Genomic DNA, 14,377 nt, shown 5'->3' on the forward strand with positions numbered 1-14,377 from the left:
CCAGGACAGGATGCAACCCTGTCGACACCTCACATAAAATCAGTCAATACCCAATTTCAAAAAGCTTTCCGGAATCTTCTCCAAGATATCAGAGGCAATGGTTCCCCGTACTTTTTCTTTTGAAGCAATCTCGCCTGCCAATCCGTGATGGTATACACCAGCAACGCAGGCATTGAAAGGAGAATATCCCTGCCCTAAAAAAGAGGTCAGAATTCCTGTCAGCACATCACCTGAGCCTGCTGTAGCCATATGTTTGGTTCCTGTAGAGTTAAAATACTGCTTCCCATCTGGAGTTGAGATACAGGTATAAGCTCCTTTCAAAACCAAATATATCTTATTTTTCTCGGCAAGAGTTTTCGCTTTTTTCAAACGATCAAAATGATCCATTGACTTACCTGCCAGTCTGTCAAACTCTCCCACATGAGGGGTCAGAATACTTCCTGAAGGCAAAAGATCCCATAGTTCACTGTGCCTTGCAATCATGTTCAACGCGTCTGCATCCAGAACAATGGGCTTTCTAAATGACCGCAAAATTTCCTCAAAAACCATCTCAGGTATCTCTCCCATTCCAGGCCCTATCCCTAAAGCATCAAAATCATCAATCCGCTTCATCACCTCTTCTCCTTCGGTCATCAGCTCCAAAGCTGAAGCATGGATCACATCTTCCGAGGATCCTTCTGCCCATACATGCACAAGACCGCTGCCTGTCCTTAATGCAGCCTTGGCACTCAAAATAATGGCGCCTACCTTGCCCTTGCGTCCCCCAATGAACAAAACACGGCCAAAGTCCCCCTTATGGCTGAATTTGTGAAATTTAGTATGCCCCTGTTTGACGGAAGCAGATTGGATAAAATAATAGGGAGATTCAAACCTTTCCAAAAAAGAACTCGGGATCCCTAAATCGACCACTTCTAAATCTCCGACAAACTTTACATGGTCGGGTACCAATAATGACAATTTAGGAAACTGAAAACTTACGGTTACATCTGCCAAAAATGCTTCACCTTCAACTAAATCGTCCGAAGGCAAGCCGGAAGGAATATCTATGGCAATCTTTTCTCCCCCGATTTTATTGAGGGACAAAATGGCTTTCAGAAATTTACCTTCCAATGGTCTGTTGATACCTATTCCAAACAGGGCATCTATAATTATTCCTCCATCTGCCAATTGAAAGTCAAAATCATCAAATTGAAATTTACCTATGTCCTCTGGAAGCATTTTGAAGTTCTCCTGCCAATCTTTACTACTATTTGAAAGGGATGAAAAAAGAACAACTGAAACCGAAAATCCTTTATCAAATAATTGTCGGGCAATGGCCAAACCATCTCCCCCATTATTTCCAGGCCCGCAAAATACAAAGACTTTGTCTCCACTATTCCCGTGAGATTGCATAAACCAATTGGAAAATGCCAAGGAAGCCCTTTCCATCAATTGCCATGAACTTATATTTTCATGTTTTATAAAACTTTGGTCCAGTTCTGAAACCTTATTTCCTGAAAGAATTTTAAGCATGCTTCACTTCAATTATATTCTGCAAATCCTGTTTTGGAATCCTCACCAAAAATAAAAAGCCTAAGCCAACAACAAAAAACAATCCCAAGGCCAAAGATGAGTTCCTCATATTTCCGGTAAGTTGTTCAATAAAACCATACGAAAAAGTTCCCAAAACGATTGCCACTTTTTCAGTTACATCAAAAAAACTAAAGAAAGAAGCATGATCTGTAGTATCAGGAGGGATCAGTTTGGAATATGTGGACCTGGAAAGAGATTGTATCCCCCCCATTACCATACCTACAACAAATGCCAATGCGTAGAACTGGTATTCATTTATGACATAATAGGCAGCTCCACAAATCAAAACCCAAATGAAAACCATAATAACCAAGGAGTACTTATTTCCGAATTTTTTGGAAACAAAAGCAAAAAGGTAACTCCCTACAATGGCAACCAGTTGAATGATCAAAATAGTAATGATCAGCTTATCACCTGGAAGTCCAAGTTCTTTGTCTCCAAAAGTAGCTGCCAAATACATTACCGTCTGCACTCCCATACTGTAAAAAAGAAAGGCCGCCAAAAACCTATTCATCACAGGTTTGCTTTTGACAATTTCAAATACATTTTTAATTTCTTGGTACCCCTTAAAAATAAGCGCCTTCTGCACTTTTTTATTATACGGATTATCAGGAAGATACTTAAAAGGTATCTGCGAAAAACCTGCCCACCAAATTCCTGTAATCAAAAATGACCATCTGGCAGCCTGACCGCCATCAGACAATCCGAATGAAGACGGAAATTCTATCATTAACAGGTTTAAAATCAATAATATTACACTTCCTATATAACCTAGGGCAAATCCCCTTGCACTTAAAAAATCATATTCTTCTTCTTTGGAAATTTCAGGCAAAAAGGCATTGTAAAACACAATACTTCCTGCATATCCTATGCTTGCCAAAACTGCACAGAGAATTCCATATTCAAGATTGTCCCCATCGAAGAAAAACAACCCAACACAAGATACGGAGCCCAGATAGGCAAAGAATTTCATAAAAGTAAGCTTCTTACCACCTGTATCAGCAATTCCGGAAAGTAGTGGTGAAATAATGGCTATTACTAAAAATGAAAAAGAAATAGAGTATGAATAGAGTACGGTATTGACAATATCAATCCCAAAAAAAGAGACCACATCACCTCTATTCTCTGTTTTGGTGACGCTATTGAAATACACCGGAAATATGGTTGAAGTAATGACAAGGCTATAGACTGAGTTGGCCCAATCATACATTGCCCAGGCATTTTGCACTTTTTTGTTTGAAGTAACTACAGTTGTCATCAGGATTTAAATTAAAAAAGCTATTCCAAGTGGAATAGCTTTTCATTATTAAATTTTAAATATCGATTAATTTTGAACCCTGCCTACTGCTGCATAGAGCAATTTTCTGGCGTCCGCTTCCCTTAGTTCAAACTGAACATCTGAGATTGGACCCATTTTCACATCACGGTCAGCTTTCATCGAAATGGTTATCTGATCTCTTTCTACTTCAGAAAGTTTATCTTTTTCCTGATTTACCCAAAGCACAATGTCATTGGTACTTATCAACACGTCATTAGCCTGTACTCTTGGTTCGGTACCGTACATAGCGGTATTTTTTGGCTTACCCACATAAAGGTAAGAAATCAATGATTTCTTTTCCAGCTTTTGAAGCTGGGTTGCCTGTGGGATTTTTTGCTCTACCAAGATTTCATTTTCCCTCAATACAGTAGTCACCATAAAGAAGAACAAAAGCATGAAGATAATATCCGGAAGTGCAGAAGTCGGGATATTTTCGGAAGTGCCTGTTTTTTTCTTAAACTTTGACATATCAATTTCCTCCTATTTTGTCTGGTTCTGCAATCGAGATTGCCATTGGTATACCTTCTTTTCCTCTATCCTGTAGTTCTCTTTCTGCCGGGTTTCTTCCTGTCAATGCCCTGTATTGGTCTGCTGTTAGTCCAACACGCTCAGCATAGATTTCAAAGTAAGCCTTTTTCACCTGATCCAAGACCTCAAGATACATTTCATAAGACGTACCTCTGTTGGTTTTGATGGATACTACCGCACCACCGGACATAGGGTGATCAGAAGAGGAAGGATCTCTCCTCGCTTTTTCACGAAGGGAAGCTGGCAGGCTGTTGAACAGGGCTACTGCCTCCTCATCCGGAGCACCGAAGTTGAGAAGAAACTCTTTAACTTGCTCAGCAAGGTTATTGGTATTTTCCAAATAATCTCCTTCCACCAAAAGCTGATCATTTGCATTGACGAGAATATTGAAAATATTTCTCTCGTTCAATAAAATTTCAGGTGGTGGTTGGTTTGGATCCTGCTTTGGAGGCAGGAAGTTAAGAATACCCTTGTCTGAGGCAATTGTAGTGGTCACCAAGAAGAAGATAAGCAACAGGAACGCGATATCCGCCATGGATCCTGCATTTACTTCCTGACTCATTCTACCTTTTTTCCTTGCCATTACTTAATTGCTTTATTGATTTCTGTAAATACGATACCTATCAAGGCTACGAAGAATAATACGTAGGTTGTTAGGAGTGCACCCCCTACGAACCTTGACAGTTCTGGGGTTAAATTGAAGGGATCAGCAGCATATCTTGGCAACACTGTATCATCTGCAATGGAATACATTACAAAGAACACAACTGCCAATGCTACGACCGCCGCACCGGTTTTGACCAAACTTCCGGGATCACTCAAGGACTTGATTAATGGCATCAAGATCGCAAGAATGGCACCGATAACGATCATCGCCTCAGCTACGAATAAAAAGATGTCTATAGAATCCATAATAATATTTTCTTTAGTTAATTGATAATTCTAATTGGAGTCCGTACTCCTATTAGATTACTTGGTCAATTTGTGCTTTACAAGCAAGTCTACCAAAGAGATGGAAGCATCTTCCATGTCATTAACCAAAGAGTCAATTTTTGCAACACAATAGTTGTAGAACAACTGAAGGATAATCGCTACGATCAAACCAGCTACTGTAGTCAAAAGGGCGATTTTGATACCACCGGCCACAAGAGATGGAGAGATGTCACCAGCCGCCTCGATAGCGTCAAAGGCACCGATCATACCGATTACCGTACCCATGAAACCAAGCATCGGAGCAAGGGAGATGAATAGGGAGATCCAAACCAATCCTTTTTCCAAACGACCCATTTCCACAGATCCGTATGCAATGATTGATTTTTCTACCATTTCGATACCTTCAGTGTATCTCATCAAGCCTTGGGTAAAGATAGAAGCAACTGGACCTTTAGTGTTTTTGGTCACATCTTTTGCAGCTTCAATACCGCCTTGTTCAAGAGCTTCTTCAACTCTGGCCAAAAGCTTTTTGGTGTTGGTAGTAGAAAGGTTCAAAGTGATGATTCTTTCCAATGCTACAGCAAGACCTAAAATCAAACAGATCAATACTGGAGACATGAAAGTAGGATCACCTTCAATAAACTTCTCTTTGATGATTTGGTGGAAGCCTTTCTCTTCGTCGATGATTTCATCATCAACTACTGCTGGAGCAGCCGGAGCAGGTTCGACAACTTGCTCTTCTTCTTCCTGGTCCATAACTTCTTCAGTGGTTTCGTCTGCAGATTCGTCTGCGTCCTGAGCTTTTGTAATCACCGGAGAGAATAGGAATCCGGCAAGCATGAACAAAGCGATTAACTTTTTCATAATGTAGATTTTAAATAGAATTTAAATAAAGGTTAAACGGTTTCTAATTTAATATTGAGATTTTAAAGTTATCATTTTTTCGAATCAAATTGCAAAGGAAATATTCATATTTTTTTTATCCCAAGCGATTATCACCTACACAAAGGCGTATTTAATAGGTTAAATAATGGATAATGAACTGCTTATATTTTGTATTAAATTCATTCAGAAAATCATTTCCCTGACAAATAGGCATATAGCTCCGCAATTATCTTTCTACAAATAATACCATTATGATTCAGGTTTTGGCAGACAACCGTTCATGTGAATCTGTACAAAAACCAGAACCATCTCAATTTTCAAGATTAATAAAGATTTTTTAAAGCACCATGCTTTTTGTGTAAGTCGGAAAATATGCCCCATGACTGGAGTATATTCAAAAAGAATTGAAAATTCGGAATTTCAGGACTTTTGGACTTTATCCTATAAGCCTTGAAAGTACTGTTTCTCCATTGTTGACTTCTAAGGCCAGTTCCCTTAGTGTTTTTTTAGTCAACATTTCAAGGACATGGTTTCTCACCTTTTTGATTTCCGAATGAAGGGGGCAGGGGTTTTCTTCCGAGCACTCCCTGAGACCTAAACTACATCCACTGAACAGCCCATCCCCATCTATTGCCGAAACCAAATCCTTTAAAGTAAACTTTTCATGCGATTTGTCTACATAAAATCCTCCATTGGGCCCCTTTTGTGAACCAACGATTTTTTTCCTGACCAAATCCTGAAGAATCTTAGCCGTAAAAGGCTCCGGGGCATCAACATGAACTGCAATTTCCTTGGCTCCTACTCTCGCTCCAGATAAACTTTGAACCCAAATGTAGATTACCGCTTTGATGCCATATTGGCAAGCTTTTGAAAACATATTAAATAGATTTGAAGCTAAATTAAGGATAAAAATGTCTTAATAATAAAATTAAACCTTTTCTTTAAGCTTTTGATAAGCACAATCAAAGCCATCAAGGCAAACATTGCCAAAATGCTGTAGCCGTTAATCAGACCAAACATGGTCCTCCCTATTTGAATTTCCAAAGCACTGAATACAATCCTCCCTATTAAACTCATTTGGAATACAATCCACCCAAACCATAATATGGGATGATAGGGCTTCTCTTTAATATTTAATACGACAGGTAAAATAATGGGGGCATGTGCCCAAATCATAGAAAATGTAAAACCTAAAAAGAAACTATGAACAAACAAGTCATAATGAAAAGGACTGTGCGAAAAGAAACTCAGAATCAATCCGCTCAGTCCTAACCAAATATAACCAAACCTCAAACCTATTCCTATATAACAAAACTGTCCCACCTTTTTAGCTGCCACTTTGGCCATATCAAAAGCAGATAGCCACAATGCAGCTAAAACCATCGACATTCCCAGCAAAAGGCCTCCATATCCATGGAAAGGCAGGAGCAAACTGACGAAGAAAATAAATATCAGCGCTAATAAAATTACTTTGGCCCATTGAGGAGTAGGTAAAAACTTGCTAAGTTCTAGCCGCTCTCCTACTATAGTCAATAATATAAACCCGATCCACCAAGACACCCCAGCAGGTATAAATCCAGTTTTCAGTACCATCGCATTGCCCAACAACCAACAAACAGCACCTAATGAAATTACATATTGTTCCAAAACCTGGTGTTGGAAACTCTGAAAGTACATGATCAATACCAGTCCAATGCTGGCCATTAGTAGCATTATACCTCCGAGAGTGGGATTGCCCATCCACAACATTACCGGAACAGACAACCCACTCAGGAGAGGAACAACCAACCAACTTTTATGCTTCATGACCATTGCTCTTTCTAAGGAAATCAAGGTGCCCAAAAACCCCCCTACCATCAACAAACCATGCTGAGCGGCAGCGCCAGGAACAACCCAAGATAAATCCCCCAACCTAACCCATCCTCCGGAAATACCCATCAGTAAGGCCAATAGAACCAGAGGTAAAATATAGTTAGGCTTAATTATTTTCATGGTAAGCAATTTAAGGACTTTTTTATCCTTTATTGTATTGTAAGAAAAGGGAGCAAGAACTCCCTCATTTTTGTTTCTTGATTACAAAGGTAAAAGAAAAATATTATAAGACAATTTTATCCTTTATTATTTTCGTTTACAATTTCACCTTTTAAATAAAGTCATCTGACATAATCTATTATTCTAAGATTCTCTTTGAACATAATCATCCGTTCTATAACCAGTGGAATTTTCACAATAGAATAAGCCTACGATTTCTATCCAATCCCGATAAACCGGGAAAAGTTATCAATGAGTAACCAACCCCGAAGACTCTGGGCCGGGTTGATTCAAGCCCCACATTAAATAGGTTACTGGTCTAATTCCGGATATACATATATTTGAAAATCACATGGACAATACCTTCTCATTTTTGAAGAAATTCAAGCCATTTAATTCCTCTTTCATTTGATCCAGTTGTTGAAAAAACTGATTCTTAACATTTCCAGCTTCTTCTGAAAATTGCAACTCCAAATTTTGATAATATTCAATCCCACCCAAAAGGTTTGATTTGAATTTCTCTACGTATGCCTCGTATTTTTTGCTTGGATCGGGTAGATTTTTTTGAATATCTTTTTTCAGATACTCAAAATACAATTGGAGCTCTTTTACAAAAATATGAGGCCTTTCCGCCTGGACCTTTAATTGAAGCTTTCCGTAAATATGGCCCACCATTTCACTTAAAGTGAAAACACCTTTGAAATAAGCCAGATTTGGTCCAGGACAAATGGTCACCGCATTTAAGTTTCTTTTAGGTGTTCCTCCTTCATTTAAAATCGCAGGGGCACTTAAACCTTCACATAGACAATCTTTTTCCAAGACTTCATCCAGCGCTGCTTTGCTGGTATTTCCAGCGTTAAATTGCTTGATTTTAAGATCCTGATATTGTCGTGAAGCCGTACAAATAGCCTTTTCTGTAAACTCAGTATTAAAGGACAAAAACTTTTTATAGCAAGGACTTCCGGGTCTGTTTTTAGCTATCCTCATTTTCCTTTGATCCTCTCCACTACTGATTCGGAGGTTATTGAAAGGAACCCCCAGAGGAGAAGCATGGCTGAGGTAATAATCGGAGTTCTTGGCCTGAATCAACCTATCTAAGGTGTCCTTATCCACTGAGGTAGCCTCCGGAACAAGCAAAAACGGACTTCCCCAACCTGTTCCATCGAGTTGGTAATAAGTCATCAAAAATTCATTTTCTTCCGAAGTACCTATTCCACCTTGATAAGTGATTTTAGGAATAATATTCTCTGGAAGTGGATTTTTCCCTTTGGTCTCAAGTGCTTGTTGACAAGAAGAAAACAACATCTGGGTAAGGTTTGCCTTCTCTTTTTTAAACTCCTCCAATATAGGACCAATAAGCACCCCTTCTGTAGCAAATGCATGACCTCCACAATTGAGGCCGGATTCAATTCTAAACTCTGAAATCCATATTCCTTTTTTCGCTAAAAACCTTCCTTGTATCATCGCAGAACGATAATCAGAAACTTTCAAAATAATCTTCTTTTTCAACCTCCCCTGACTATCAGGGAAAAAGTCATCGAACTCTTCTATATAGCTGTAAAGGGCTGGGTTCATGCCTGCAGAAAATACAACAGAACTTTGAAGTGAAGATTGAGCAAATCCACGCAATGCAGACAAGGCGTCCGAATAAGTTCTAGGCAATTCATTCCCTTCCTTATCGAAGTTTATTTTATCCACTTTAGTCATGATGTTGACATCTATGTCCCCAGGTCTTACAGCTTCGATTAATTCTCGTTCCAGTTCCGATTTTTCAATAGATTCAGGGATACTCAAGTATTTTTTGAATTTTAAATAAAGAGAATTCTGAGGGTGAAGCAATTCAAAATACTTAAACAACACACTACCTGGACTGAATGCCTGAGATTTGACCTCATTGATTTGTCTCGATACTATACCGTGCAAAAGATTAAGATAACTTTTAATCCGCTCGGCTCTGTAATCTGGAGTATTGGGTTCTATTGGTATATAAGGAATATTTCTTTTTCTGGAATGGAGCCGTCTCATGTCTTCCAGCAAATGGTCATCCATAATGGAAACTACAGAGCTGATACCAAAATTGGCTACCTTTAAAGGAGAGTCGACTGTGAAGCCTAATCCCATTACTGGGATATGAAATGCGTGATTTGGGGTCATTGGAATTTTTAAAATATAGGTAACTGAAATTTCCTCCAAAGGTACCTGACCCAATTCTCAAACTGTAATTTGATGAAGTCTAAAAAATATGATTTTGATCAGGATTCGCCTTTTATAAACTCCTCTCCTATTATTCTTAGCACAACCTCCCTAAGCTCAGGAACCACATTTTCTTCAAACCAAGGATTTCTTTTTTGCCAAATTTTATTTCTGGGAGAAGGATGAACTAAAGGAAAAAAATCCGGTAGGTAGTCATGGAAGTTTCTGACAGTTTCGGTAAGGTTATTCTTTACCTCTGAACCGATATAATACTTTTGAGCATATTGCCCGATCAAAAAAGTCAGTTTTACTTGAGGAAGGTAATTCAAAACAGATCGATGCCAGGCAGGAGCACACTCTGGCCTAGGAGGCAAATCCCCACCTTTCCCCTTTCCTGGATAGCAAAACCCCATCGGCATAATTCCAAAAACCGATGTGTCATAAAAGGTCTCCTTATCCACTCCCAGCCATCTCCTGAGTTCTTTACCACTTTGATCATCCCAAGGAATCCCCGATGCATGTACCTTTGTCCCAGGTGCCTGGCCTATTATCAGAATTTTACTTTCGGAGGAAATATGTAAAACAGGCCTTGGAGCAAACGGCAGTTTTTCTTTACAGATTTCACAATTACTGATTTCCTTTAACAATCTTTCCAGCATAGCTTTTTTTGCAATACATAAACATATAAAAATTCAGACTTTTATCTTTTTTTAAACTTTCAAACTGCCTTTCATCTTAAAAATATGATTCAAATTTAGAGGACAAAATTATCTTTTTTTAGGTTTTCACCCAAATTTCCAGCCTGATTTTTTCCCTGATTTAAGTCATTTCAACTCATGACAATTCCCCGCTTGCAAAGCTGCCCGATTCCCTACATTGGAGATGATTTTAATTAATAACACCCATAACCTTTAGCATAAATATGAATCAATTTGTCATCAAAAGAAACGGGGAATACGCCCCATTTGAACCTTTCAAAATAGAAGATGCCCTGATCAAGGCATTTCAGAGTGTGCATCAACCGTATCATTCCCTCACTTTTAAAAAAGTCCTTCACCATTTACAATCCAAAACGACCTGGGCAGTAGAGGAGATTCAGGATATCATCGAAAAGGAATTGTATGCATTCGGGTATTTTGATGTCATGCGCTCCTTTATGCTCTACCGGCATACCCGCAAAATGCAACGGGAGCATGTGGCAGGACTCAACGAAGACACAACCTACGTGGACAGCACGCAGACCATCGAAGAATACATCCATCAAACCGACTGGCGGATCAATGCCAATGCCAATACATCCTACTCCAATGCAGGACTTGTCAATAATGTAGCGGGAAAAATCATCGCCAATTACTGGCTCGATAAGGTTTATAGCAAGGAAGAAGGTTATGCACACCGCAATGGAGACATTCATATCCATGACCTGGACTGTCTGACCGGATATTGTGCAGGTTGGAGTTTGAGAGTTTTGCTCAATGAAGGTTTCAATGGTGTAAGAGGCAGGGTTGAAAGCAAGCCTCCCTCCCACTTCAGAGAGGCACTTGGTCAAATGGCCAATTTCCTTGGAATCCTCCAAAGTGAATGGGCAGGAGCACAGGCATTCAGTTCATTTGATACTTACCTGGCTCCCTATGTCTTCAAAGACCAACTTTCACAGAAGGATGTAGAAAAAGCCATCCGCTCTTTTGTCTACAACCTCAATGTACCTGCCCGGTGGGGACAGTCTCCTTTTACCAATATTACTTTGGATTGGGTTGTTCCTGAGGACTTAAAAGATCAGATCCCCACTAAAAATGACATTCATTTGTTCAAATTTATCCAAGATGAAAAACTACTGGAAATCGCCAAAAGCAGAGGTGTAAACAGCTTGGAAGATTTGAGCTACAAGTATTTTCAAAAGGAAATGAATATGATCAACAAGGCCTATTACACTGTAATGACAGAAGGTGATGCCAATGGTCAGCCCTTTACTTTCCCCATTCCCACTGTCAACATCACGGAAGATTTTGATTGGTATGGAGAAAATACCGACCTGCTGTTCGAAAATACCGCCAAAATCGGCTCCTCGTATTTCCAGAATTTTATAGGAAGTCAATACACCTATGATGAATCGGGCAACAAGGTCGAAAACCCAAATGCCTATAAACCCAACGCTGTGCGCAGCATGTGTTGTAGATTGCAACTGGATCTCAGAGAACTTCTTAAAAGAGGAAATGGCCTTTTTGGCTCGGCAGAGATGACCGGAAGCATTGGCGTAGTCACCATCAATATGGCAAGGTTAGGCTATATCTACCAAGGAAACTTGGAGGGATTATACCAAAGGTTGGATCATCTTTTGGAAATAGCCAAATCCACCCTGGAGAAGAAGCGACAATTTATCCAAGAGATGTATGACAGAGGTCTTTTCCCTTATACCAAAAGGTACCTTCCCCATTTCCGAAATCACTTCAGCACCATCGGTGTCAATGGCATCAATGAAATGATCCTCAATTTCACCGACGGTGTGGATGATCTCACCTTTGACTCAGGGCAAAAATTGTCGGCAGATATCCTGGAATATATCCGGGAGAAGATGAAAGTCTATCAGGAGGCGACAGGTAACCTTTACAACCTTGAAGCCACGCCTGCTGAAGGCACTACCTACAGATTTGCCAAAGAAGACAAAAAACGCTTTGATGATATCATTCAGGCTGGAATGGAGGAAAACATCTACTACACCAATTCCTCGCAGATTCCTGTAGACTACACCGATGATCCATTCGAGGCATTGATGCTACAGGATGATCTCCAATGCAAATACACCGGAGGCACGGTTTTGCACCTTTACATGAGGGAAAAAGTATCTTCAGCAGAGGCTTGCCGAAACTTGGTCAAAAAAGTACTCTCTAACTTTAAACTGCCTTACATAACTGTCACCCCGGTATTCAGCATTTGCCCTGTACATGGATATCTGAACGGTGAACATGAATTCTGCCCAAAATGCGATGAAATCCTATTAGATAATTTAAACCAAAATAAACAAGAACATGCAAACTGAAATCAAAGAACCCCAAACCAAAAACCTACTTTCCCAACATAAAGACAAAAGGACGAAATGTCTGGTATATACTCGGGTCATGGGTTACCACAGACCTGTAGAAAGTTTTAACATTGGCAAAAAAGGGGAGCACAAACAGAGAACCCATTTCAAAGAATAAACTTAATGGTCAAAAAGCCAATTTACAGTATCACCCCATTTACGCTGCTGGATTATCCAGATCATACAGCCTGCATCCTTTGGTTTGCAGGCTGTAATATGCGTTGCGGCTATTGCTACAATCCTGAAATCGTCAGGGGAAAAGGAAAGGTCGGTTTCGATGAAGTGCTCAGCTTTTTAGAAAAAAGGAAAAACCTGCTTGATGGTGTTGTCTTCAGCGGCGGGGAGTGCACGATGCACCAAGACCTACCTTACTATGCCTCGGAAGTAAAGCGCCTTGGGATGAAAGTCAAAATAGATACCAACGGAAGTCGTCCACACGTGCTCGAGGATTTGCTTTATGAAGGATTGGTGGATTATGTCGCACTGGATTTCAAAGCTTTGCCAGAAGATTTTGAAAGCATCACCCACTCTGATTTCTTTGAGCAGTTTAAAGAAAGTCTGGAAGTATTGATAGGCCACGATGTTCCCTTTGAAATAAGGACAACCGTCCATTCAGAATTGATCAACGTAGAAAAGCTTTCGAAAATGGCTAGTTTCCTTCGTGACCAAGGCTACAAGGGAAAATATTATTTACAACACTTTGTAGGCGAAAAAGAAACAATCAAGACCTTATCTCACAGCAAAAAACCAAATTTGGCATTCACAGATTATCCCGAACTTGAATTAGTCTGGCGAAACTAAGATTTTTCCCTTGCCACCGAAGCACTGAATACACGGAAATAAATTCTAAAAAAGTAAATCTCTTTTCCGTGATCCACCGAGTCTCCGTGGTAACTATTTTTGCCACAGAAGCACCAAAGACTTGGAGAAATATCTCAAAACAATAAAACCCTAAATACCGCTAACCCTCCCTTTCCGTGCTCCTCCGAACCTCCGTGGCAAATATTCTATTGCCACAGAAGCACCGAAAACACGGAAGAAATATCTCAAAACAATAAAATCCTAAGTACCACTAACCACCCCCTCCGTGCTCCTCCGAACCTCCGTGGCAATAATAATATCAAAGCAATACCCTTTTAATATCCAACTTTACCTTCCCAAAATTAAGAATCAACCCAACTTCACATCCTGAGCATTTCAAGTAATTGATCGTTTGAGCCATATCTTCATTGGCAATTGAACTTTTGGCTTTGATTTCCAAAATCACAGAATCAAAAACAACAAAATCGGCAAAAAACTTATGGGGCAAAATCACTGTCTTATACGGGACATCATACATTTTTTCTCGCTCATAGAAAATGTTGTTCCTGTTGAATTCATACTCCAAAGCATCCTTATAAACCACCTCCAAAAACCCCATCCCCAATGTCTTGTGTACCTCGATTGCCAATCCAATGATAATTTCAGTGTCCCCTGCTAGAGGGAAAAATTCTTGCTTAATTTCCATATTTTAAAAGTTTTAGTGAAAAATAATGAACTAAATTAATGATTCTCAGAAAATTATTCAATCACTACAGCCCTCGATTAGTGAATTTCAAAAAGACATCCCCACCACTATCACGACCAACATCCCTACCATGATAGTTGCAATCTTCCAGAAAACATGCGCTTTTCTCAACTCCATAAACTCAAAGGCTACCAAATAAAACTTGACCCCTGCGATTCCCATAACCATAAGAGACAGTAGCCTTGAATCTCCCCAAAAACTGACTATCAGTGCAGTAGTCAAAGTCAATCCTATCAAAACCGAGAGCGTAAATAAATTTTCATTTTTCATA

The 14,377-nt window shown here is 39.6% G+C and carries 15 protein-coding genes; 3 read left to right on the forward strand and 12 right to left on the reverse strand.

The annotated features are described in order from the left end of the window. Positions 1 to 39: 39 nt before the first annotated feature. The 10 genes from EGN73_RS18405 to EGN73_RS18450 form a co-directional block, all read right to left on the reverse strand. A complete protein-coding gene (locus EGN73_RS18405; RefSeq protein WP_219293116.1) occupies positions 40 to 1,512 on the reverse strand; it encodes an NAD(P)H-hydrate dehydratase in 1,473 nt (490 codons plus the stop codon). Next, positions 1,505 to 2,830: an MFS transporter gene (locus EGN73_RS18410; RefSeq protein ID WP_219293118.1), complete on the reverse strand. Its 1,326-nt coding sequence runs from the start codon at positions 2,828 to 2,830 to the stop codon at positions 1,505 to 1,507. Before EGN73_RS18410 ends, EGN73_RS18405 begins: the two co-directional genes overlap by 8 nt. A 66-nt stretch (positions 2,831 to 2,896) precedes the next feature. Next, positions 2,897 to 3,358 (reverse strand): ExbD/TolR family protein, encoded by a 462-nt coding sequence (locus EGN73_RS18415; RefSeq protein ID WP_219293120.1) that lies wholly within the window; start codon positions 3,356 to 3,358, stop codon positions 2,897 to 2,899. Between the two features lies 1 nt (position 3,359). After that, positions 3,360 to 4,001, reverse strand: coding sequence for an ExbD/TolR family protein (locus EGN73_RS18420; protein WP_219293122.1), 642 nt, complete (start codon positions 3,999 to 4,001; stop codon positions 3,360 to 3,362). Then, the gene (locus EGN73_RS18425) at positions 4,001 to 4,330 is read right to left on the reverse strand and encodes a hypothetical protein (protein WP_219293124.1); all 330 of its coding nucleotides are present in this window, start codon (positions 4,328 to 4,330) and stop codon (positions 4,001 to 4,003) included. The genes EGN73_RS18420 and EGN73_RS18425 overlap by 1 nt, the downstream gene beginning before the upstream one ends. 57 nt (positions 4,331 to 4,387) lie before the next feature. Beyond that, positions 4,388 to 5,215: a MotA/TolQ/ExbB proton channel family protein gene (locus EGN73_RS18430; RefSeq protein WP_219293126.1), complete on the reverse strand. Its 828-nt coding sequence runs from the start codon at positions 5,213 to 5,215 to the stop codon at positions 4,388 to 4,390. 457 nt (positions 5,216 to 5,672) lie between these two features. Continuing rightward, positions 5,673 to 6,113 carry an RrF2 family transcriptional regulator gene (locus EGN73_RS18435; protein WP_219293128.1) on the reverse strand — a complete coding sequence of 147 codons (441 nt, stop codon included), beginning with the start codon at positions 6,111 to 6,113 and terminating at the stop codon, positions 5,673 to 5,675. Between the two features lie 17 nt (positions 6,114 to 6,130). Next, positions 6,131 to 7,228, reverse strand: coding sequence for a hypothetical protein (locus EGN73_RS18440; RefSeq protein ID WP_219293130.1), 1,098 nt, complete (start codon positions 7,226 to 7,228; stop codon positions 6,131 to 6,133). Between the two features lie 387 nt (positions 7,229 to 7,615). Continuing rightward, the gene (locus EGN73_RS18445) at positions 7,616 to 9,421 is read right to left on the reverse strand and encodes a hypothetical protein (protein ID WP_219293132.1); all 1,806 of its coding nucleotides are present in this window, start codon (positions 9,419 to 9,421) and stop codon (positions 7,616 to 7,618) included. Positions 9,422 to 9,519: 98 nt separating this feature from the next. Then, a complete protein-coding gene (locus EGN73_RS18450; RefSeq protein ID WP_009034362.1) occupies positions 9,520 to 10,119 on the reverse strand; it encodes a uracil-DNA glycosylase family protein in 600 nt (199 codons plus the stop codon). A gap of 263 nt (positions 10,120 to 10,382) precedes the next feature. Between EGN73_RS18450 and EGN73_RS18455 the strand changes: the two genes are divergently transcribed. From EGN73_RS18455 to EGN73_RS18465, 3 genes are read left to right on the forward strand one after another with little or no spacing between them, the layout of a single operon-like run. Next, positions 10,383 to 12,497, forward strand: a complete 2,115-nt coding sequence (locus EGN73_RS18455) for a ribonucleoside triphosphate reductase (RefSeq protein WP_219293133.1) — start codon at positions 10,383 to 10,385, stop codon at positions 12,495 to 12,497. After that, entirely contained in the window at positions 12,487 to 12,657 is a 171-nt protein-coding gene (gene nrdD / locus EGN73_RS22705) for an anaerobic ribonucleoside-triphosphate reductase (RefSeq protein WP_219293134.1), read from the forward strand. The genes EGN73_RS18455 and nrdD overlap by 11 nt, the downstream gene beginning before the upstream one ends. A 5-nt stretch (positions 12,658 to 12,662) precedes the next feature. Continuing rightward, complete coding sequence (locus EGN73_RS18465) at positions 12,663 to 13,340, forward strand: anaerobic ribonucleoside-triphosphate reductase activating protein (protein WP_219293135.1); 678 nt, start codon at positions 12,663 to 12,665, stop codon at positions 13,338 to 13,340. A gap of 319 nt (positions 13,341 to 13,659) precedes the next feature. On the opposite strand, the gene EGN73_RS18470 is transcribed toward EGN73_RS18465, so the two are convergent. Then, the gene (locus EGN73_RS18470; RefSeq protein WP_219293137.1) at positions 13,660 to 14,046 is read right to left on the reverse strand and encodes a GxxExxY protein; all 387 of its coding nucleotides are present in this window, start codon (positions 14,044 to 14,046) and stop codon (positions 13,660 to 13,662) included. A gap of 87 nt (positions 14,047 to 14,133) precedes the next feature. Then, positions 14,134 to 14,376 (reverse strand): cytochrome C oxidase subunit IV family protein, encoded by a 243-nt coding sequence (locus EGN73_RS18475; RefSeq protein ID WP_014772559.1) that lies wholly within the window; start codon positions 14,374 to 14,376, stop codon positions 14,134 to 14,136. Position 14,377: the final 1 nt, after the last annotated feature.

This window comes from Arthrospiribacter ruber (genome assembly GCF_019343195.1).
Classification (GTDB): Bacteria; Bacteroidota; Bacteroidia; order Cytophagales; family Cyclobacteriaceae; genus Arthrospiribacter; species Arthrospiribacter ruber.